The organism is Rathayibacter tanaceti (genome assembly GCF_001634385.1).
Lineage (GTDB): Bacteria > Actinomycetota > Actinomycetes > Actinomycetales > Microbacteriaceae > Rathayibacter > Rathayibacter tanaceti.
This window is the reverse complement of record NZ_LIIN01000052.1, coordinates 1-20,121: the sequence shown is the minus strand read 5'-3', so window position 1 is coordinate 20,121 and position 20,121 is coordinate 1. Positions and strand designations below refer to the sequence as shown.

Below are 20,121 nucleotides of genomic sequence, written 5' to 3'. Positions count from 1 at the left end.
TCGCGGTAGCGGCCGATGCCGGCTCCGCGCTCCCCGCCGGCCCCACGCGGCCGCGCCCGCCCCAGGCCCCGCGGCCAGCGGCAGCAGAACGGTGGCGAGCCTCCGCCCGGCGCTCTCGGCCTCGGCGAGGGCGTCCTCGCACGAGGTGCAGTCCATCAGGTGGGCGTTCAGACGCAGGCGGTCACGGGCAGGAAGGCGCCCGCGGGTGTGTGCTCCCGCTCGTTCGAGCACCCACTCGCACTCGCCGCTCGCCGCGGAATCGACCACGTGCTCACGGATCCACGCGACGCGCAGGCCCTCCCTGGCCCGGAGGCTCAGCGCGGCGACGCCGTTCGGCCGCAGTCCGAGCAGCGGGGCGGCCTGGGCGGGGGAGAGCCCCTCGACCTCCGTGTACCAGAGCACCTCCTGCCAGCGAGCGGGCAGCGCCTTGAACGCGCGCGCGCCGAGGTCGCGCTCGAGTGCGGCGAGGGCCTGCTCCTCGGGGTCCGGCCCCTCTGCGGCGAGCTCGCGGTCGCCGTCGTCCAGGGGGCGCTCGTGCTGCCCACGACGGGCCCACGAGGTGGCGACGTTGCGGATCGACGTGAAGAAGTAGGGGCGGAATGCACCCTCGGGCCCGCCGCCTCGCTCGACGGCGCCGAGAACGCGGAGGAACGCCTCCGAGACCAGGTCGTCGGGGTCGGCGCTGCTCGACCACGCGCGCGCGACAGTGCGGCCCGCGGCGGCGTGCCGCCGCCAGAGTTCGGCTGTCGCCGCCGTGCGGCCCTCTCGGACCAGGGTGAGCAGCTCAGCGTCATTCGCGTCGTCGATGGAGGCGCCCACCCGCCGCAACCCAGCCATGCCGCTCCCTCCCGAGCCTCACGGTGAACCCCCCCGAGCGATCCTCGCACAGAGATGAGCCGCGGTCGGACTACGCGCAGCCGATCGCGCCACTCGTGGCCCTTGCTAGAGTGACTCCGCCGCGACTGGCGTTCGGATGGGTGACCATCAGGGAGCGGCACCTCCTCCGTGGCGTTGCCGCGGACACTTTTCCCGCCGCACGCCTGGGCTGGAACGGATACCGTAGATCGGGTCGCCCGACCGAGCCGTGTCGCCTCGCCGCGACCCGCCGGGCCCCTTCCGTTTCCCAGCCAAGGAGCGTCCGTGTCCTCTTCCCCCGCCTCCGCCCGCCCGGGCCTCTCCGCCTCGTTCGACGAGCCCGTCTCGGTCGTCGATCCCGAGATCGCCGCCGTCCTCCAGCAGGAGCTCGACCGCCAGCGCGGCTACCTCGAGATGATCGCGAGCGAGAACTTCGTGCCGCGTGCCGTTCTCGAGTCGCAGGGCTCGGTCCTGACCAACAAGTACGCCGAGGGTTACCCCGGTCGCCGGTACTACGGCGGCTGCGAGTTCGTCGATGTCGCCGAGCAGCTGGCGATCGACCGGGCGAAGGCCCTCTTCGGCGCCGAGTTCGCCAACGTGCAGCCCCACTCGGGGGCGACGGCCAACGCGGCGGCGCTCGCCGCACTGGTCCAGCCCGGCGACACCATCCTCGGCCTCGAGCTGGCGCACGGCGGGCACCTCACGCACGGGATGAAGCTGAACTTCTCGGGCAAGCTCTACACCGCCACCGCCTACGGCGTCGACCCGCAGACCTTCCGCATCGACATGGACGTCGTCCGCGAGAAGGCCCTCGAGGTCCGTCCGCAGGTGCTCATCGCCGGCTGGTCGGCCTACCCTCGCCACCTGGACTTCGAAGCGTTCCGCGCCATCGCGGACGAGGTCGGCGCGAAGCTCTGGGTCGACATGGCCCACTTCGCAGGCCTCGTGGCCGCGGGACTGCACCCGTCGCCGGTGCCGCACGCCGACGTCGTCACCTCCACCGTGCACAAGACGCTCGCCGGGCCCCGCTCCGGTCTCATCCTCGCCAAGCAGGAGTACGCCAAGAAGCTCAACTCGGCCGTGTTCCCCGGCCAGCAGGGCGGACCGCTCATGCACGTCATCGCCGCGAAGGCGACCGCGTTCAAGCTCGCAGGTGAGGCCGAGTTCGCCGACCGACAGGCCCGCACCATCCGCGGCGCGCAGATCCTCGCCGAGCGCCTCACGGCCGCTGACGCGAAGGCCGAGGGCATCGACGTGCTCACCGGAGGGACGGACGTGCACCTGGTGCTCGCCGATCTGCGCAACTCGCCGCTCGACGGACAGCAGGCCGAGGACCGACTCCACGAGGTCGGCATCACCGTCAACCGCAATGCCGTCCCGTTCGACCCGCGGCCTCCGATGGTCACCTCCGGCCTGCGCATCGGCACGCCGGCTCTGGCCACGCGGGGGTTCGACGACACGGAGTTCACCGAGGTCGCCGACGTCATCGCCGAGGCCCTCAAGCCCTCGGCCGATCTGGAGGCGCTGCGCACCCGCGTCGCCCGCCTCACCGACGACTTCCCCCTCTACCCCGGCCTGTAACAGCACCACCCGCGCGGCGGAGGGGGCGACCCGCTCCGCCGCGCCCTGAACGAGGAGCCTCCAGATGACGGCACAGGTACTCGACGGAGTCGCCACAGCGGCGTCGGTCAAGGCCGAGATCGCCGTGCGCGTGACCGCACTGCGTGAGCAGGGCGTCGTGCCCGGCCTCGGCACGCTGCTGGTCGGCGACGACCCGGCCTCACGCTCCTACGTCGCGGGCAAGCACCGCGACTGCGCCGAGGTCGGCATCGAGTCGATCCGGGTCGACCTGCCGGCGACGGCATCGGCAGACGACATCCGGGCGGCGATCCGCGGGCTCAATGAGTCGGAGGCGGTGACCGGCTACATCATCCAGCTCCCCTTGCCCCGGGGCATCGACGAGAACGCGATGCTTGAGCTGATGGATCCCGCCAAGGATGCCGACGGGCTGCACCCGACCAACCTCGGTCGTCTCGTGCTCGGTGTCGAGGGGGAGCTCGACAGTCCGCTGCCGTGCACGCCCAACGGCATCGTCGAGATGCTGCAGCGCCACGACATCCCGACCTCCGGCAAGCACGTCGTCGTCGTCGGCCGGGGTCTCACCGTCGGCCGCCCGCTCGGGCTCCTGCTCACCCGCAAGGGCCTCGATGCGACCGTCACTCTCACCCACTCGCGCACCGCCGATCTCGCCGCGGAGGTCCGCCGCGCCGACATCGTGGTCGCGGCCGTCGGCGTCCCCGGTCTGATCGCCGCCGACTGGGTGAAGCCCGGTGCGGCCGTGCTCGACGTGGGCATCACCCGGGTCGAGAACGCCGACTCCGGCCGTGCGAAGCTCACCGGTGACGTCGCTCCCGGTGTGGCCGAGGTCGCCGGCTGGCTCTCGCCCGTCCCCGGGGGAGTCGGTCCGATGACCCGCGCGATGCTCATCCACAATGTGGTGACGGCGGCGGAGCGCGCGCTGCGCTGACGGCGGCCGGGAGACTCCCAGGCGCGCCCGCGTAGCGTGGTCCGGCGCTCTCGCGTCCCCCACCTCCGTCGGACACGTCCTCGGAGCGCGCAACGCCCCACGAGGAGAAACCATGCTCACCGTCACCGCCTACGCAGCCCCGTCCGCGACCGAGCCGCTCGTCCCCACCACGATCGAGCGCCGTGACGTCGGACCGCACGACGTCCTGATCGAGATCGTCTACTCCGGCATCTGCCACTCCGACATCCACACCGTGCGCGGCGACTGGGGTCCGGTGCAGTACCCCCTCACCGTCGGCCACGAGATCGTCGGCGTCGTCGCCGAGGTCGGCTCCGAGGTCAGCAAGCACTCCGTCGGCGACCGCGTCGCGTCGGCTGCATGGTCAACTCGTGCCGCGAGTGCGAGAACTGCCTGGCCGGCGAGGAGCAGTACTGCCTCAAGGGCAACATCGGCACCTACGCTTCCGTCGATCGCGACGGCACCGTCACCCAGGGCGGCTACTCCACGCACGTCGTGGTCGTCGAGGACTTCGTCCTCCGCGTCCCTGAGTCGATCCCCTTCGAGGCTGCGGCACCGCTGCTCTGTGCGGGCATCACCACCTACTCGCCGCTGTCGCACTGGGAGGCGGGCCCCGGCAAGCGGGTCGCCGTCGTCGGCCTCGGCGGGCTCGGCCACATGGCGGTCAAGTTCGCGCACGCGATGGGAGCCGAGGTCACGGTGCTCTCGCAGACGCTGAGCAAGAAGGAGGACGGTCTCCGCCTGGGAGCCGACCACTACTACGCGACCCGCGACGAGGCGACGTTCACCGAGCTCGCGAGCAGCTTCGACCTCATCGTCAACACGGTGAGCGCGCCGCTCGACCTCGACGCCTACCTCGGCCTCCTGCGGCGCAACGGCACGATGGTGAATGTCGGTGCGCCGGCCGAGGCTCTGCCGCTGCACGTCTTCACGCTGTTCGGCGGACGCCGCTCCTTCGCCGGGTCCGGCATCGGCGGTATCCGCGAGACCCAGGAGATGCTCGATTTCTGTGCCGAGAAGGGCATCGCGAGCGAAGTCGAGGTGGTGTCCGCGTCGCAGATCAACGAGGCGTACGAGCGCGTGCTCGCGTCGGACGTGCGCTACCGCTTCGTGATCGACGCGTCGACCTTCGAGAGCTGAGCCGCGTCGGGGAGCCCGGCTCCGCGATGTGAGCCACCGGAGTCCTCGCCGATCCCTCTCCACACGGCGGCATTCGCGCCGCATCGACGACCGCGGCGCGCGGCGTCGCGGTCGGGCAGGTCGCCGGTGTTCCTCCAACGGTGGCCGCCGCTCGTGCTGATGAGCGGCGGCCACCCCGTCGGCACCGTGCGGCTCGGGGAGGCCGGTGGCCGGGTCTCCCCGGGCTCGACGGCTGCGGAGAGCCGCGACCGGGAAGGCCGCCCGCGCAGTCGTGTCCGTGGGCCATCCGCATCCGCTGCCGACCGTGGTGGACACGGCCTGTGCCGTCGGCGATCGGAGCGCGCGGCCTCCGGGGTGGTGATCAGAGCACGCGGCCGGCACCGTCGGCGGCGGTGACGAGGAACAGCTCGGGCGTCGCGAAGCCCTTCTCTGCGAAGGCGGCGAGGACCGCCGCGCGGACCTCCTCCTCCTTCTCGACAGGCGTCAGCGCGATCGCGGAGCCTCCGAAGCCACCGCCGGTCATCCGCGCGCCGAGAGCACCAGCGCTGCGCGAGGCCTCCACGGCGGTGTCGAGTTCGGGGACCGAGATCTCGAAGTCGTCACGGAGGGAGGCGTGTCCTGCGTCGAGCAGTCCGCCGATCGAGCGGGGGCCGTGCTCGCGGAGGGTACGCACGGTCTCGAGCACGCGCGCGTCCTCGGTGACGACGTGCTTCACGCGGCGGAAGGTCACCTCGTCGAGGAGCTCCTCGGCCCGGGGCAGGTCGTCGGTCGAGAGCTCCCGGAGCGAGTCGACTCCGAGAGTGGAGGCTCCGAGCTCGCAGGAGGTTCGGCGTTCGGCGTACCCGCCGGTGGCGTGGGCGTGCTCGACTCGGGTGTCGATCACGAGCATGACCAGCCCCGCCTCTTCGAAGCGAGGGGGATCACCTCGGTGTCCAGGCTGCGGCAGTCGAGGAACACCGCGGCGTCGCGCTCGCCGAAGAGGGAGGCCGACTCGTCCATGATCCCGGTCGGGGCGCCCACGGCGACGTTCTCGGCGCGTCGGCCGACCCTGGCCAGGGTCGCGCGGTCGAGGCCGAGACTCCAGAGTTCGTCGAGGGCGACCGCCATCGCGCACATCAGCGCGGCCGAGCTCGAGAGTCCGGCACCGACCGGCACATCCGAGTCCACGAACGCATCGAAGCCCGAGCGCACGCCGAGGTCGACGCCGTGCTCCGTGAGTGCCCAGACGACGCCGAGGGGGTACGCCGACCACCCTGACAGCGTCCCTGGGACGAGTCCGTCGAGTGAGACCTCGACGACCTCGGTGGCGAACGCGCTGCTGATGCGGATCGTGCGGTCCTCACGCGGAGCCACGGCGATGGCCGTGGCGCGGTCGATCGCGAACGGGAAGACGAAGCCGTCGTTGTAATCGGTGTGCTCGCCGATGAGGTTCACTCTGCCCGGGCCGGCCCAGACCCCTGCGGCCGTGCGGCCGTACACGCGTGCGAAGCCCGACGACGCCCGCTCGGCGACGGCGGTCGGGAGGGCTGGAGTGGCGGTCATCGGTTCTCCTCGACGATCTCGGCGGCAGTCGTGGCGGGTGTCGTGGCGCCGTCGGGCAGGACGCTGCCCGAGTGGTCGCTGCTCGGGAGGGCGGCGCCGGGGGAGTCGCGGCGCCTCCGCTGGCAGGGTGACCGCGTCGGCCCGTTCGATCGCCGCGCGCAGGGCGGCGGCGGTCGTCTCGGGAGCGATGTCGCCGATCCAGGCGCCCATCGCGGCCTCGCTGCCCGCCAAATACTTGAGCTTCGTCTCGGCTCGCCGCGGCGACGTGATCTGCAGCATCAGCCTCACCTCGTCGCGGCGCTCGTGCACCGGCGCCTGGTGCCACGCGGCGATGTAGGGGGTGGGGCTGTCGTAGAGCGCGTCGACGCCCCGGAGCAGGCGCTGGTACAGGCGCGCGAGCTCGTCGCGCTCCTCCGGCGTGGTCTCGGCCAGGTCCGGGATGTGGCGGTGCGGCAGGAGATGGACCTCGACCGGCCAGCGCGCGGCGAACGGCACGAACGCCGTGAAGTGCTCCCCGCGGATCAACACACGCTCGCCCGCCTGCTCGAACGCCAGGACGTCGGCGAACATCGAGGGGCCGTAGGCGTCAAGCGAGGCCAGGAGCCGAGTCGTGCGGGGCGTGACGTACGGATAGGAGTAGATCTGCCCGTGCGGGTGGTGCAGCGTGACGCCGATCGCCTCGCCGCGGTTCTCGAACGGGAACACCTGCTGCACGCCGGGGAGCGCCGAGAGGGCGCCCACCCGGTCGGCCCACGCCTCCACCACGGTGCGGGCTCGCGATGCGCTCAGCGTCGCGAAGGAACCCTCGTGCTCGGGGCTGAAGCAGACGACCTCGCAGCGCCCGACGCTCGTCAGCGTGCGGCCGAGGCCGAGCGTGCGCAGGTCGTCGAGGGAGGCGGGCGCGTCCGCATCCTCGAGGAGCGGCCCGAAGGAGGGGGAGCGGTTCTCGAAGACTGCGACATCGTAGGGGCTGGGCACCTCTGACGGGTTGGTGGGGGAGGCGGGGGCGAGCGGATCGAGCTCGGCCGGAGGCAGGAACACCCGGTTCTGCCGCGAGGCGGCGATCGACACCCATTCACCGGTGAGGACGTCCTGGCGCATCCGGGCCGTGGCGGGCCGCGGATCGAGGGCTCGGGCGTCGACGGCGCGCTCCGGGGGGAGCGCCGTGTCGGCGTCGTCGAAGTAGAGGAGTTCGCGGCCGTCGGCCAGCGTGTGCGGGCGCTTGACGACGCCGGCGGAGAGGGGGATCGCTTCGTTCATGACAGGGGCCAGACTAGAACGTGATCTTCGAAAAGGAAAGTCTGCTTGCGCTTTGACAAGCAGCGCTCGGCGCGGCACGATGGAGCGATGAGGAACGACGGCGAGCCCGAGGCGCACTCCGCGCTCGAGCGCCGCGTACGGATGAGGCTCCTCGCCGAGCGCTCGGGTTTCGTCGCGGTCACCGATCTCGCCGACCACCTCGGAGTCTCCGCGGTCACGGTGCGCTCCGACCTCGCCGTGCTCGCGAGCGAGGGAGCACTCCAACGGGTGCGCGGCGGAGCGATCCCCACCGCGGTGCGCTCCGTCGAGCGCTCGCTCGAGGAGGGCCTGAGCGCAGCCTCCGACGAGAAGGCCGCGATCGGCCGCGCGGCTGCCGCCTCGGTCACGTCCGGCCAGAGCGTCATCCTCGATGTCGGCACCACTCCGCTCGCCATCGCGCACGCCCTCGTCGAGCGAGAGGAACTGCGCGATATCACGGTGATCACCAACGGCCTCTCGACCGCTTTCGCGCTCGAGCCCGCGATCCCGCGCTTCAGCGTGATCGTCACGGGAGGCACGCTCCGCCCGCTGCAGCACTCGCTGGTCGAGCCTCTCGCCTCCGAGATGCTCGAGCGGCTGCGGGCCGATGTCGCCTTCATCGGCTGCACCGGCGTCCACTCCGAGGCAGGCGTCACCAATGTCAACCTCCCCGAGGCCGCCCTGAAGCGGCGGATGCTGCACGCCGCAGCACGAAGGATCGTCGTCGCCGACTCCTCCAAGCTCGGCGTCGTCGACCTCGGGAGGGTCGCGGCCGCGGAGGAGTTCGACCGTCTGCTCACCGGGGCAGCCGCCGCGGATGAGATCGTGGCCGGCCTCGAAGAGGCGGGCCTGGCCGTCACCCGCTGCAGCGCTCTGCGCGATCGCGTCAGTCCGTAGGATTCAGGAATGGCCGACTTCACCCCCGCTCCCGCCACCGGGCGCCAGTTCTCCCTCGACCTCACCGCCGAGGGCAGGACGCTCCACGCCGTCGTGACGGAGGTGGCAGCAGCGCTGCGCCACCTCTCCGTCGACGGCGTCGAGATCACCGCGTCCTACCCCGCGAGCGTTGTCCCGCCGTTCGGGTCGGGCATCGTGCTGATGCCCTGGCCGAACCGCGTCAAGGACGGCCGCTGGCACCATCGCGGCCAGACCCTCCAGCTCGCGATCACCGAGCCCAAGTACCACAACGCCATCCATGGCCTCCTGGTCAGCACGCCCTACCGGCTCGTCGACCAGGGCCCCGCGTTCGTCGAACTCGCCGCGCCGGTGGTCCCGCAGGCCGGCTACCCGTTCCACCTCGAGACGACTGTCCGCTACGAACTGCAGGCGGACGGCCTGACGGTCGTGCACCACGTCGTCAACGTCGGAGCCGACGAGGCGCCGGTCGCGATCGGCACCCATCCCTTCCTCGCCATCGGCGACGTCCCCACCGACGAGCTCGAGATCACCGTCGACGCCGCCGTGCACATCGAGGTCGACGACCGCCTCAACCCCACGGTCCAGAGCCCGGTCGAGGGCACCGAGTGGGACCTGCGCGGGGGGCGCCGTGTCGGCGAGCTCGAACTCGACGACGCATGGGCCGACGTCCGCATCGTCGACGGCGAGAGTGTGCACGGACTCCGCGCGGAGGACGGGCGTCGTGTGCTGCTCTGGGCCGACGCCTCCCACAACTTCGTCCAGGTCTTCATCACCCGGATCTTCCCCGACGGCGACGACGTCACCACGGCGATCGCGGTCGAGCCGATGACCGCTCCGGCCGAGGCCTTGAACACCGGCCAGGGCCTGCGCTGGCTCGAGCCGGGTGAGGAGTGGACCGTGGCCTGGGGCATCCGCCACGAGGGGTTCCCCGTCTCGTCATGACCGCCCCTGCCGCCGTCGGGCGCGACGACGAGGCCAAGCGCGCCGCCCTCGTCCGGATGAAGCGGCTCGCCACGGGCCTCCTGGTCGCGATGGCCGTCGTCTTCGCATTCTCCTTCGCTCTGCAGGACCGCTACCCCTGGCTCCAATGGGTGCGTGCGGCGAGCGAGGGCGGGATGGTCGGAGCGCTCGCCGACTGGTTCGCGGTGACGGCGCTGTTCCGCAGGCCGCTGGGCCTGCCCATCCCGCACACCGCGATCATCCCCACCAAGAAGGACGAGATCGGAGCGAGCCTTGCGCAGTTCGTCGAGGAGAACTTCCTCCGCGGCGCGATCGTCCGCGAGAAGCTCGACTCCTTCGGCATCGCCCGACGCGCGGGGCTCTGGCTTGCCGAGCCCGAGAACGCCCGTCGCGTCGGCGGCGAGAGCGCCGCGGCCGTCCGTTCGGCGATCGCCCTGCTCGACGATTCCGATGTGCAGAGGGTCATCGAGGCGCTCGCGCGACGCCACCTCCTCGATCCGCAGTGGGGGCCGCCGCTGGGCTCCCTCGTCGGCAGCGTGGTCGACGCCGGCCACCACCGGCGCCTGGTCGACACCCTGGTCGAGCAGGCGGAGGCGTGGCTCGCCGCGAATCCGCAGAGCTTCACCAGGATGGTCAGCGGGCGCCTGCCGAGCTGGCTGCCCTCGGCGGTCAGCCGCGCTGTCGACGAGCGGCTCTACCGCGAGGCACTCGTGTTCGTCGCCGCCGTGCGCGTCGATCAGGAGCACCCGTTCCGCCTCGCGATCGACGGCTATCTCGCCACCCTCGCACAGGATCTCGGCACGGACCCCGATCTGATCGCCCGGGTCGAGGAGATCAAGAACCGCGCCTTCGACAGCCCGCGGGTGCGCGAGCTGGCCGGCGACGCCTGGGAGGCGACGAAGGCCTCGCTCCTGGGCGCGATGGACGATCCCGCCAGCCCGCTCCGTGGGAGCATCGAGTCGATCGTCGTCGACCTCGGCAGGCGCCTCTCGACCGATGCGGGCCTCGCCTCGACCGTCGACTCCTGGATCGGCTCGGTCGCCGCCAACCTCGTGGACCGCTACCGCACCGACATCGCCAGCATCATCGGCGACACGATCCACCGTTGGGACCCGCGAGAGACCTCCGAGAAGCTCGAGCTCCAGGTCGGCAAGGACCTCCAGTTCATCCGGATCAACGGCACGGTGGTCGGATCGCTGGCGGGTCTGGTGATCTTCACCGTCGCGCACGCTCTGCTCGGCTCGTGAGGCGGGTCGCGGGGCGCCGCTCCGCAAGCCCTCGCCGATGTCGGTGGTCGGGCGTAGCGTCGCAGCATGAGCGATGACAACACGACCGATCCCGACGTCAAGACCGAGGGCGATGTCCTCGCGCCCGTGCCGATGACGGCAGCGACACCAGCGCCAGCAAGGACCCGTCCGACTGGGTCACCGGCGACGAGCCGATGACCGGCCCGCAGCGCAGCTACCTCGACACGCTCGCCCGCGAGGCTGGCGAGACCCTCCCGGCCGATCTCACCAAGGCGCAGGCCTCCGAGCACATCGACCGCCTGCAGTCCTCCACCGGTCGCGGCGACGGCAGCAACGGGCACGACTGAGCCCGTCCCTCGTCCGCGGCCCAGAGCGGCTGAGCATCAGTTCCGGTGCTCGCCCCCTTCCGGGGCGCGCGCCGCAGCGTTCGTCTGCCTAGGGTTCGGTCATGGCGATCTCGCGCACGGTCTACACCGCCCTCGACCTCATCGAGGCCGTCCGGGTCCCGGGCCGGATCAACCCCCGGCTGGCCCGTCAGGTGACCCTCTCCCTCCGCCAGCTCCTCGAAGCCGGTGCCCTCGGCCCCAGCGAGCGCCTGATGCGCCGTCGCGCGCGGAGGTTCCGCTTCCGCTCCCGCGACGCCGTCGCCTTCCGCTCCTCCCGCACCGCCCGCGTCGCGCCAACGAGCATCGACCTGCCGCCGGTCTCCATCCGACGCTGAACGCCATCCGTCGGGGGTGATCGCGCTGGGACAGACATCGGCCGTCCAGCCGTCTAGAGTTCGAGACATCAGGTCCGCCGGATGCCCGTCACTCCGACTCCCGGCCGGTCGACAACGGCGTCGTCCCGGTGCGGGTCCTGCGCCCGTCCGCCCACACTGCGCCCGTCGCTCGGCGCTGCTCCTGTAGTCGAGAAGGAGGTCCCGATGTCGACCCGGCTCCGGCACACCGCCACCACCGTCCGCCTGGTCCGCTGGTACCGGATCGATTCGGACTGGCTCTCCGAGGTGGTCGCCGGGCGCCTCCTCGAGCATCAGGCCGGCCGCTGGCGCCTGATCGTCGGCGGCAGCGTCCGCGACTACCCCGACGCGGACTGGTCGCTCTGCCACGAGTGACCCCGCCCATCGCGCGCGCCGCGGCGGAGCGGCCGACGCTGGGGCCTCATCCCTCTGTACGGTGATCCCGGGAACGCTGGCGGGGCGCGTGCGTCAGACCCGTGCAGGGAGCCGTCGACCCGGGACCCGCGGCGGTGACCAGGACGGAGTGGATCGTGGACGACGACCAGGAGTTGGAGCTGCCCGGCGGAGGCACGACGAGGGTGGTCCGCGTCGGGGATACCGTGCGACGCCCCTTTCGCGCGTGGAGTCCCGCGGTTCACCGCCTCCTCGAGACGGTGTCCGCCCGTGGCTTCGGCGGCGCCCCGGTGCCGCTCGGCATCGACGGTCACGGAAGGGAGATCCTCTCGTTCCTCCCGGGAGAGGTCGGGAACTACCCGCTCTCGGCCGAGATGCGGAGCCGCACGGCGCTCGTGAGCGCCGCGCAACTGCTGCGGCGCTACCACGATGCGACCGTGGACCTCGCCGCCGATCGCACCACCGGCTTCCGCCTCGAACCGTTGGAGCCGGTCGAGGTCGTCTGCCACAGCGACTTCGCTCCGTACAACGTCGTCTTCCGAGGCGGGACCGCCGTCGCTGTGATCGACTTCGACTATGCGCGACCGGGTCCGAGGGCCTGGGACCTGGCGTACGCGCTGTACCGGTTCGCCCCGCTGTCCGTCGCGTTCGGCGCAGAGGACGAGTTCTCGGCCCTGGGGTCGCAGGTGCGCCGCCTTCGAGCGTTCCTGGACGCCTACGGCTGCGATCGGCGTGAGCGGCGCGCGGCGCTTGACCTGGTCGTCCCGCGGCTGCGGGCGCTGATCGCCCTGATGACCGGGGCGGCGGCCGACGGAGACGAGAACTTCGCGCGCCATATCGAGGACGGCCATGTCGGCATCTACGTCCGGGACATCGCGTACATCCGCGAGAACGAACGCGTGTGGCTCGGTGCGGTGGGCTAACGGTGTGCGGCTTGGAAGCGCAGCTCCTCACCGCCGCCGAGCGCAACGGATGGGACATCGTCGGCTGGTACGAGGACGACGGCGTGTCCGGCAAGACCACCGACCGCCCCGGCCTCCAGTCAGCCCTCGCTACCCTCCGCTCTCGGAAGGCGCGGGTGGCGGACGGACTCGTCGCCGCCAAGCTCGACCGGGTGTCGCGGTCGGTGGGCGACTTCGGAGACCTGCTCGACCTGTCACACCGGCAACGGTGGGCCATCGCCGTCCTGGACTTCGACCTCGACACCAGCACCGCGACGGGTCGGCTGATCGCGGGCATGGTCGTGCAGATTGCCCAGTGGGAGAGGGAGATGATCGGCGAGCGGACCAAGGCCGCTCTCGCTGTGAAGCGCGCCGAGGGTGTCCAGCTCGGGAAGCCTTCGACCATCCCCTCCGACGTCTGCGCGCTCATCCTTCACCGCAAGGCCGCAGGGCTCAGCCTCAACGCCATCGCCCGCAGCCTCGACGCGGACGGCGTCCCCACTCCCAGCGGCACCGGCCAGTGGCGACACGCAGTTGTCGGCCGCGTCGTGGACCGCGCCGACCGGGCGGAGGCCGTCTGATCGCGAACGTTCGACAGGTGCAGCGGAAGACCGGCGCTGCCTACGAGGTGCGTTGGCGCGACGGCAACGGGTCCTTCAAGCAACGCACCTTCTCTGCGAAGCGTGAGGCGGAGCGGTTCGGTATGACGGCGGAGTCCGAGCTGGAGCGCGGGGCCAGCACCGAGCCTCTGGTGAAGAACTCGAAGACGGTGGCAGAGGTGGTCGCTGCATCCTTGGCGGCGAGCAAGCCGGAGCTGAAGCCGCGCACGTACCGGTCGGCCGAGCTGCTGTACTCGGGCCGGGTGCTGCCGCTCTTCGGCAAGCGACGCATCGCCACACTGACCCGTGCGGAGGTGCAGGCGTTGGTGGGGGAGTTGCACGCGGAGGGGCTGGCGCCGATGACGGTGCACCACTGCTACGTCGCGCTGCGCAAGGTGTGCAAGCACGCCCTCCATGATCGGCTGATCTCGTTCAACCCCTGTGACGGCGTCAAGTTGCCGAAGAACCACAACGCAGGCCAATTCACGCCGAGCTTCCTCACCGCCGCGCAGGTTGAGGCGCTTGCCGCGCAGCTGTCCAAGGCGGCGCCCTACGACCTGCTGGTGCGTTTCGCCGCATATACCGGGCTGCGGGCTGGAGAGCTCGCGGGGCTCCGAGTCCAGGACGTCGACCTGGCCCGGGGCCACGTGCAGGTGCGCCAGACTATGCAGCACGTTGCCGGGGAGTGGATGGCCGGCACGCCCAAGTCCAAGCGTTCGACCCGCGACGTCCCACTCATGCACAGTGGGCTCATCCGCGACCTCCGCCGGTACCTCCTCCAACACCCGCACTCGGGCAACCCGGCGGCGTTGTTCTGGCCGGGCCGAGCGGTCGGCGGGAAGCACTCGCTCGACTACTCGCGGGTGATGGACAATGCGAGCTTCCGCCGGAACTACTTCCGCCCGGCGCTCGCTGCCGCGAAGCTCCCGGACATGCGCGTCCACGACCTCCGCCATACCGCTGCGTCGCTCTGGCTGGCCGCCGGGTTCCAGCCCTACGAGGTGAGCCGGTGGCTCGGGCACTCGAACGTGACCACGACGGACACGATCTACGCGCACCTTTACGCCACCGACTACACCTCGCACGTCGCGAAGTTCGACGCCTTCGTGGTCAAGAGTGCGGTCTAAGCGCAGCATGCGACACGGGTAGCGGAACAACGAGGTGTGGGTAGAGTTCGGGCATGAGCAGCGATGAAGGTCAGCCGTCCGATTCGGATACAACGCCAGCGCACGCGTTGCCAGATCCCATCGCGCGAGTGATGCCAGAGAACGAACGCGAACTCGCAGATGTGCTCGCGACCGCACTTTCGGCAGAGCACAACGCCCTTCCCTACCTGTTCGTCGGTAGCGGCGTGTCGCGGCGATACCTCGGTTTGCCCGATTGGGAGGGACTGCTTCGGCTTTTCGCTGAGGACGTCGGTGAGAATTTCAACTATCACCTGGCCTCGGCGGATGGTGACTACCCGAAGGCTGCGTCTTCGGTGGCGGCAGCTTTTCATCCGCACTGGTGGAAGGAAGCCAAGTACGCCGACCAGGTCGACGCTCATCAAGACGAAGCGAAGCTTCACAAGGACGGAGCGATCAAGGTTGCGATTGCTCAATACGTAATCGATCACCAGGATCTAATTTCTGGTCGACCGGGAGTGGATGATGCAGCGTTGGCTGCAGAAGTTGAACTACTTCAGGATGTCGTCGTTGATGGCGTGATTACCACAAATTACGACTCCCTCACAGACCAACTTTTCCCAGGTTTCACCGCCTATGTAGGGCAAGAAGAATTGATGTTTAGCGATGCTCAGTTCATCGCGGAAACATATAAGATTCATGGCAGTGCAACTCGACCGCAGTCACTCATCCTTACAGCCGACGACTATCAAGAATTCTCAGATCGAAACCACTACCTTGCCGCGAAGCTGCTGACTATATTCGCGGAGCACCCGGTGATCTTCGTGGGGTACAGCCTGAATGACCTTTATCTGGGTGAGATTCTCGGGAATATTGCCACCGCGGTCGGGCCAGAGAGGCTAGCAGCCCTCGGTTCCCGTATTTACTTTGTCGAATGGAACAACGACTCCAGCTTTGTTCCGACGATCGAGACCGCCAATCTCGAGCGTGGCGGACATCGACTGCCAATCACTAGGCTTGAAACTCACTCGTTTTCATGGATCTGGACAGCTCTACGACAGCTCGAGCGACCATTTCCCGCTGGGGTGCTTCGCGAACTACGCAAGCATGTGTTCGATCTTGTGACCCATCCGGACCCAGGCGATAGCCGAGAAATTGTACGAGCCATACCTATAGATGCGGAGGATGCAGCTGGAGTTCGAGTAGTCTTCGGTGTTGGTCATTTTTCCGAAAAAGATCTTGAAGACCTTTCAAGCATCAGTGCTCGATCGTTGACTCGAAGTGATCTCGAAAGGGATGTTCTCGGCATAAGGGAGAGAATGCTAGATGCGGAGAGTGTTCTCACTTACGGTATCCCAGACCAAATTCGCCCATCTTCCACATCGATCCTCCCTGTACATAAGTATTTGTTTGAGGCCGGGCGGATGGCAAGCGTGGACGGGCCAGTCAATTACGGCGGTCTCTCGCCGGTGGTGCAACAGTTGGCCGAGCGGCCTTTGAACGTCGCGGAGGAACGCTTCCAGCGCGAGATGCAGGGTAGATACGCCACCCCACGTGCCGTGATGGACTCGGGTTTCACGCTATATTTCAGACTGGAATGTCTTGTTCTCTTGGAAGAAGAAGGGCTCGACCTAGACGAGTTTCGAGATGTTCTGATCGAGTTTTACGGCTCCGAGCACTTCGCAAAGCATGTGTCTTACTTTCGCAAGGCCCTTTCTCGTTACGACCGTTTGCGGGCGCGAGCAAATCTTTTCTCGTCCACTGCTGGCGACGCTTGAATCAGATGGCTGCCGTCGGAAGGCTGCAAACCATTTCCCTCAGTTCAGAACTGTGTTCTCGCGAAGATGGCCCATAACCTCGTGCCGACGCGTGGACAGCAAGCATCTCGTGCAGAGCTCGAGTGAACTTGCATGCCTCCCGGGCTCAGCGGGACGTGTCGAGGGGTTCTGGCGGGGTTTGTGCCGTCGGGAGTTGAGGCCAGGGCCACTACTTCCGCGCCGTTCCTGGTGGGCCCCGTCGGGCTCGAACCGACGACCCGCGGATTAAAAGTCCGCTGCTCTGCCAACTGAGCTAGAGGCCCGCGCGCTCCAGGGTAGCGCCCCGCCCGCCGCCCGCCGGGCATACGCGTGCAGGCGCGCGCGTACCCTCCTCGAACCCCCATCGATGCGCGAGCGCACGACCGCGGAAGGCGGCCCCATGACAGACGGCTTCCACAAGCCGACCAAGTTCCCCTCCCACGTCTTCGAGGCGTTCCAGGGAGGAGAGGACCCGGCGCAGATCACCCGGGTCGCGCACGAGACCGCGATCGCCCTCCTCAGCCGGGTCCGCGACGACCCCGATCCGGTGGTCATCGATCGGCTGGTCGCGTACACCGACCACCACGGCATCGACGCGCTCGCGGAGCTGTGGGCTCGCTCGAGCGCCACCAGCCTCCCCGGCGCGCTCTGGCGGCTCTACCTGCTCCGGCTGGTCATCCGGCAGGACCCGGACAGCACGAGCTTCCTGTATCAGCGTGGAGTCGAGCTCTCGGCCACGATCGATCCGGTGGTCGCCGGTGCAGGCGCGCCGACCGGCCCGGCTGAGGTCACCGAGCTCGCCGATCGGATCCTGCGCGGCGTCTTCGACGGCGACTTCGCGGTCGCGCTCGACAGGGCGGCCGCGTTCTGCCGGGTGAGCGCCTCCGGAGCCGCCTCGGTGGCCGACGACGTCGAGCTGGTCGACGCCGACCGGGCGAGCGAGCTGACCACCCGAGCCCTCCGCCTGTCGACCACGGCGGCCGAGCTCGTGAGCTGCGCGCGGCTCTGGCGCAGCGACTCGCTCGAGTAGGGACACGCAACCCGCGTTCACCGAACGCGAACGCCGCTCGCGGTGACGGGGGAGCCCTTTGTTACACTCGACGAGGCCGGACCGCAGTAACCCCGGGCTCCACTTATAGCCGCTTCGAGCGGCCTCGCGCCGAGAGGCGTTCCTGCGGTCCGGCCCCTTCTCTGCTCGCATCTTTGCACCGGTGCGCGGGGCGAGGGCCCCAGGAGGAGTCGATCCTCGCCAGAGTCCCCACAGACAGGCGCACCGGAATGAAGAACATCAGAGCGTTCCGGATCGCGGCGCGCGTGTGGGCCGGCGCGGGCCTGATCGTCGTCGCTGTCCTCTACCTCCTCGCCGCGGGCAGCGTCGACTCGGCCGCGGGGGCGCAGTTCGCCGCGGGGATGACCGTGGCACAGGGAGCCGTCCTGCGCGTCTTGGCCGTCCTCGACATCATCGCCGGAGCATGGGTGCTGATCCGTCCCCGCAGCTACCCGGGCCTCACCGCGGCGGCCGTCGCCGTGATCGCTCTCTGGCTGGCGCCCCGGCTCGGTGCACCCGCGCTCGTCGACCTCGGATCCTTCGCGCTGGATGTGCGATTCGTGACGCATCCGATCGAGGTGTCGGTCGTCGTCGCGGGCCTCGCCGTGACAGCCTTCTGGATGACGCGAAATCTTTCTGCCCGGGCGCGGGCGAGGCGGGGTTCATGACCGACGACACCACAGCGGATGCCGCAGCGCTGCTCGGGCGCATCGCCCAGGGCGAGCAGGCCGCCTTCTCTGAGCTGTACGACCAGATGGCCGGACGAGTGCTCGGGCTGATCACCCGCGTTCTCGTCGACCGATCGCAGTCAGAGGAAGTGGCGCAGGAAGTATTCCTCGAGATCTGGCAAACCGCCGGACGCTTCGCTCCGAATAAAGGAAGCGCGACGACCTGGATCCTCACGATGGCACACCGCAGGGCTATCGACAGGGTCCGCGCGGCCCAAGCGGGTCGCGACAGGGACATGCGCATCGGTATACGAGACCTGGGTCGCGACTACGACCAGGTCTCCGAGCAGGCGGAGGTGTCCCTCGAGCACGAGAAGGTCGCGGCCGCCATGGGCCGCTTGACGGAGCTGCAGCGGCAGGCGCTGCAGTTGGCCTACTACGGCGGTTACTCGCACAGCGAGATCGCGGGGATCCTGCAGTGTCCCGTGGGTACCGTCAAGACGCGCCTGCGTGACGGAATGATCAGACTTCGAGAAGAGATGGGGGTGGCCCTGTGAACGATGTGCGACTCCCCAACGGGATGGACGACCCGCGAGACCTCGCAGCGGGGCACGCGCTGGGCATCCTGACGCCCGACGAGCAGGCGCGGTATGCGCGCTTCCTCACCGAGCATCCTGAGGCGCGCAGCGAGGCCGATGCGTTCACGGAGGTGGCGGAGGCGCTCGTCGCCGATGCGCCGGTCGTGATGCCCTCGCCGGCGGTGAAAGCCGACCTGATGGCGCTCATCGCCACCACTCCGCAGCTGCCGCTGACTGAGCCGGAGGAGGAGCACGGTACACCCGGCGCCGCTCCTCTCGACTCGCCCGCGATGCAGACGAGCCCGGTGGCGCGCGACAGACGCGGCAGCGCCGAGAACCGCGCGCAGAGCCGGTGGTTCACCCGACCGGCGGTCTACCTGTCCGCGGCAGCGGCCGCTGCGGTGCTCGTAGTCGGTGGGGTGACCCTCCCGCCGCTGCTCTCGCCTGATGCACGCCAGACCCAGCAGCAGACGGCGCTCGAGCAGATCCGCAGCGCTCCCGACGCACAAGAGACCGCGGGCACGGTCGCGACGGGGGAGTCCGCCACCCTGGTCTGGTCGAACTCGCTCGGCCGCTCCGCCCTCGTGGTGGACGATCTGTCGCCGCTCCCGGCCGACAAGACCTACGAGCTCTGGTACATCGGCTCGTCGGGTCCGGTCGCGGCCGGAACGTTCGACGGCGGGGACGGCAGCACCGTCGCACCGCTCGAGGGCACCCTCGCCGAGGGCGCCGTGGTCGCCGTGACGGTCGAGGAGGCCGGCGGATCGCCGACTCCGACGACCGAGCCGATACTGGCCATCGCGACGGCCTGAGCCGTCCGGACACGACGAGAAGAGCCGCATCCCCTCAGCGGGAGGTGCGGCTCTTCTCGTTCCCGGGGCCGGCGACTCAGCCGAAGCGGCCGGAGACGTAGTCCTCGGTCGCCTGGACCGACGGGCGCGAGAACATCGTCGCGGTGTCGTCGTACTCGATGAGCTTGCCCGGCTTGCCGGTGCCCGCGATGTTGAAGAAGGCCGTGCGGTCGGAGACGCGCGAGGCCTGCTGCATGTTGTGGGTCACGATCACGATCGTGTAGTCGTTCTTGAGCTCCTCGATCAGGTCCTCGATGGCGAGGGTCGAGATCGGGTCGAGTGCCGAGCACGGCTCGTCCATCAGCAGCACGTCGGGAGAGACGGCGATCGCGCGCGCGATGCACAAGCGCTGCTGCTGCCCGCCTGACAGACCGGAGCCGGGCTTGTCGAGGCGGTCCTTGACCTCGTTCCAGAGGTTCGCACCCTGGAGCGAGCGCTCGACGAGCGCCTCCGCGTCCGACTTCGAGATCCGGCGGTTGTTGAGCTTGACCCCGGCGAGGACGTTGTCGCGGATCGACATCGTCGGGAACGGGTTGGGGCGCTGGAACACCATGCCCACCTGGCGGCGGACCTGCACGGGGTCGACGCCGGGCGCGTAGAGGTTGTTGCCGTCGATCAGCACCTCGCCCTGCACGTGCGCGCCGGGGATGACCTCGTGCATGCGGTTCAGGGTCCGCAGGAAGGTCGACTTGCCGCAGCCGGAGGGGCCGATGAAAGCGGTGACGGTGCGGGGTTCGATGGCGAGAGAGACGCCCTCCACGGCGAGGAACTGGCTGTAGTAGACGTTGAGGTCGTTGACCTCGATGCGCTTGGACATTGCTTCCTTCGGGGAGTTCGGCCGGAGCCGAGGGTGGGTGTCAGCGGCCGAGCTTGGGCGCGAAGATCTTCGCGATGAGGCG

Annotated in this window: 18 protein-coding genes, 1 tRNA gene, 4 pseudogenes and 1 riboswitch; of the genes and pseudogenes, 18 read left to right on the top strand and 5 right to left on the bottom strand. The window is 69.5% G+C overall.

Features of this window, described 5'->3' with window-relative positions; genetic code table 11:
• The coding region (locus tag ACH61_RS08135) for a sigma-70 family RNA polymerase sigma factor (protein ID WP_153038820.1) at positions 1–837 on the bottom strand (837 nt) is incomplete at its 3' end.
• Positions 838–948: 111 nt separating this feature from the next.
• Positions 949–1,053, top strand: a riboswitch (ZMP/ZTP riboswitch).
• Between the two features lie 87 nt (positions 1,054–1,140).
• Here ACH61_RS08135 and glyA point away from each other — a divergent pair.
• The 3 genes and pseudogenes from glyA (at position 1,141) to ACH61_RS08120 (ending at position 4,540) form a co-directional block, all read left to right on the top strand.
• On the top strand, positions 1,141–2,436 hold the full coding sequence (gene glyA / locus ACH61_RS08130; RefSeq protein ID WP_068210845.1) for a serine hydroxymethyltransferase: 1,296 nt from the start codon (positions 1,141–1,143) through the stop codon (positions 2,434–2,436).
• Positions 2,437–2,500: 64 nt separating this feature from the next.
• Complete coding sequence (locus ACH61_RS08125) at positions 2,501–3,382, top strand: bifunctional methylenetetrahydrofolate dehydrogenase/methenyltetrahydrofolate cyclohydrolase (protein WP_068210842.1); 882 nt, start codon at positions 2,501–2,503, stop codon at positions 3,380–3,382.
• 112 nt (positions 3,383–3,494) lie between these two features.
• Positions 3,495–4,540, top strand: a pseudogene (locus ACH61_RS08120) (NAD(P)-dependent alcohol dehydrogenase).
• 361 nt (positions 4,541–4,901) lie between these two features.
• Here ACH61_RS08120 and galK read toward each other — a convergent pair.
• Together galK and galT are read right to left on the bottom strand one after the other, a co-directional pair.
• Positions 4,902–6,082: pseudogene (gene galK / locus ACH61_RS08115) on the bottom strand (galactokinase).
• Between the two features lie 138 nt (positions 6,083–6,220).
• Positions 6,221–7,342: pseudogene (galT, locus tag ACH61_RS08110) on the bottom strand (galactose-1-phosphate uridylyltransferase); the annotation flags it as partial.
• Positions 7,343–7,429: 87 nt separating this feature from the next.
• Between galT and ACH61_RS08105 the strand changes: the two are divergent.
• From ACH61_RS08105 to ACH61_RS16240, 11 genes and pseudogenes are all read left to right on the top strand, one after another.
• The gene (locus ACH61_RS08105; protein ID WP_068210839.1) at positions 7,430–8,257 is read left to right on the top strand and encodes a DeoR/GlpR family DNA-binding transcription regulator; all 828 of its coding nucleotides are present in this window, start codon (positions 7,430–7,432) and stop codon (positions 8,255–8,257) included.
• A 9-nt stretch (positions 8,258–8,266) separates the two neighbouring features.
• A complete protein-coding gene (locus ACH61_RS08100) occupies positions 8,267–9,220 on the top strand; it encodes an aldose 1-epimerase family protein (protein ID WP_068210835.1) in 954 nt (317 codons plus the stop codon).
• Positions 9,217–10,485, top strand: coding sequence for a DUF445 domain-containing protein (locus tag ACH61_RS08095; RefSeq protein ID WP_068210832.1), 1,269 nt, complete (start codon positions 9,217–9,219; stop codon positions 10,483–10,485). The genes ACH61_RS08100 and ACH61_RS08095 overlap by 4 nt, the downstream gene beginning before the upstream one ends.
• Before the next feature lie 66 nt (positions 10,486–10,551).
• Positions 10,552–10,683, top strand: a complete 132-nt coding sequence (locus ACH61_RS18845; RefSeq protein ID WP_269085064.1) for a hypothetical protein — start codon at positions 10,552–10,554, stop codon at positions 10,681–10,683.
• Positions 10,635–10,832 (top strand): annotated as a pseudogene (locus ACH61_RS16245) (DUF3072 domain-containing protein); the annotation flags it as partial. The gene ACH61_RS18845 and the pseudogene ACH61_RS16245, both read left to right, overlap by 49 nt.
• A 101-nt stretch (positions 10,833–10,933) precedes the next feature.
• A complete protein-coding gene (locus tag ACH61_RS08090; RefSeq protein ID WP_068210830.1) occupies positions 10,934–11,206 on the top strand; it encodes a hypothetical protein in 273 nt (90 codons plus the stop codon).
• 204 nt (positions 11,207–11,410) lie between these two features.
• Complete coding sequence (locus tag ACH61_RS08085) at positions 11,411–11,599, top strand: hypothetical protein (RefSeq protein WP_068210827.1); 189 nt, start codon at positions 11,411–11,413, stop codon at positions 11,597–11,599.
• Between the two features lie 155 nt (positions 11,600–11,754).
• The gene (locus ACH61_RS08080; protein ID WP_199220854.1) at positions 11,755–12,540 is read left to right on the top strand and encodes an aminoglycoside phosphotransferase family protein; all 786 of its coding nucleotides are present in this window, start codon (positions 11,755–11,757) and stop codon (positions 12,538–12,540) included.
• Positions 12,541–12,551: 11 nt separating this feature from the next.
• Positions 12,552–13,139, top strand: a complete 588-nt coding sequence (locus ACH61_RS08075; protein ID WP_158286104.1) for a recombinase family protein — start codon at positions 12,552–12,554, stop codon at positions 13,137–13,139.
• A gap of 17 nt (positions 13,140–13,156) precedes the next feature.
• On the top strand, positions 13,157–14,284 hold the full coding sequence (locus ACH61_RS08070) for a tyrosine-type recombinase/integrase (protein ID WP_068210821.1): 1,128 nt from the start codon (positions 13,157–13,159) through the stop codon (positions 14,282–14,284).
• A 53-nt stretch (positions 14,285–14,337) separates the two neighbouring features.
• Positions 14,338–16,059 carry an SIR2 family protein gene (locus tag ACH61_RS16240; protein WP_082845117.1) on the top strand — a complete coding sequence of 574 codons (1,722 nt, stop codon included), beginning with the start codon at positions 14,338–14,340 and terminating at the stop codon, positions 16,057–16,059.
• A 226-nt stretch (positions 16,060–16,285) separates the two neighbouring features.
• Here ACH61_RS16240 and ACH61_RS08065 read toward each other — a convergent pair.
• Positions 16,286–16,361 (bottom strand) — tRNA-Lys (locus tag ACH61_RS08065).
• A 116-nt stretch (positions 16,362–16,477) separates the two neighbouring features.
• On the opposite strand from ACH61_RS08065, the gene ACH61_RS08060 reads away from it, so the two are divergent.
• The 4 genes from ACH61_RS08060 (at position 16,478) to ACH61_RS08045 (ending at position 19,183) form a co-directional block, all read left to right on the top strand.
• Positions 16,478–17,107 (top strand): DNA-directed RNA polymerase subunit beta, encoded by a 630-nt coding sequence (locus ACH61_RS08060; protein ID WP_068210848.1) that lies wholly within the window; start codon positions 16,478–16,480, stop codon positions 17,105–17,107.
• A 248-nt stretch (positions 17,108–17,355) separates the two neighbouring features.
• Positions 17,356–17,793, top strand: coding sequence for a hypothetical protein (locus ACH61_RS08055; RefSeq protein WP_068210819.1), 438 nt, complete (start codon positions 17,356–17,358; stop codon positions 17,791–17,793).
• Positions 17,790–18,350, top strand: a complete 561-nt coding sequence (gene sigK / locus ACH61_RS08050) for an ECF RNA polymerase sigma factor SigK (RefSeq protein WP_068210816.1) — start codon at positions 17,790–17,792, stop codon at positions 18,348–18,350. The genes ACH61_RS08055 and sigK overlap by 4 nt, the downstream gene beginning before the upstream one ends.
• On the top strand, positions 18,347–19,183 hold the full coding sequence (locus ACH61_RS08045; protein WP_132504912.1) for an anti-sigma factor: 837 nt from the start codon (positions 18,347–18,349) through the stop codon (positions 19,181–19,183). Before sigK ends, ACH61_RS08045 begins: the two co-directional genes overlap by 4 nt.
• Before the next feature lie 76 nt (positions 19,184–19,259).
• On the opposite strand, the gene pstB is transcribed toward ACH61_RS08045, so the two are convergent.
• Positions 19,260–20,039, bottom strand: a complete 780-nt coding sequence (gene pstB, locus ACH61_RS08040; RefSeq protein ID WP_068210810.1) for a phosphate ABC transporter ATP-binding protein PstB — start codon at positions 20,037–20,039, stop codon at positions 19,260–19,262.
• Between the last annotated feature and the right edge of the window lie 82 nt (positions 20,040–20,121).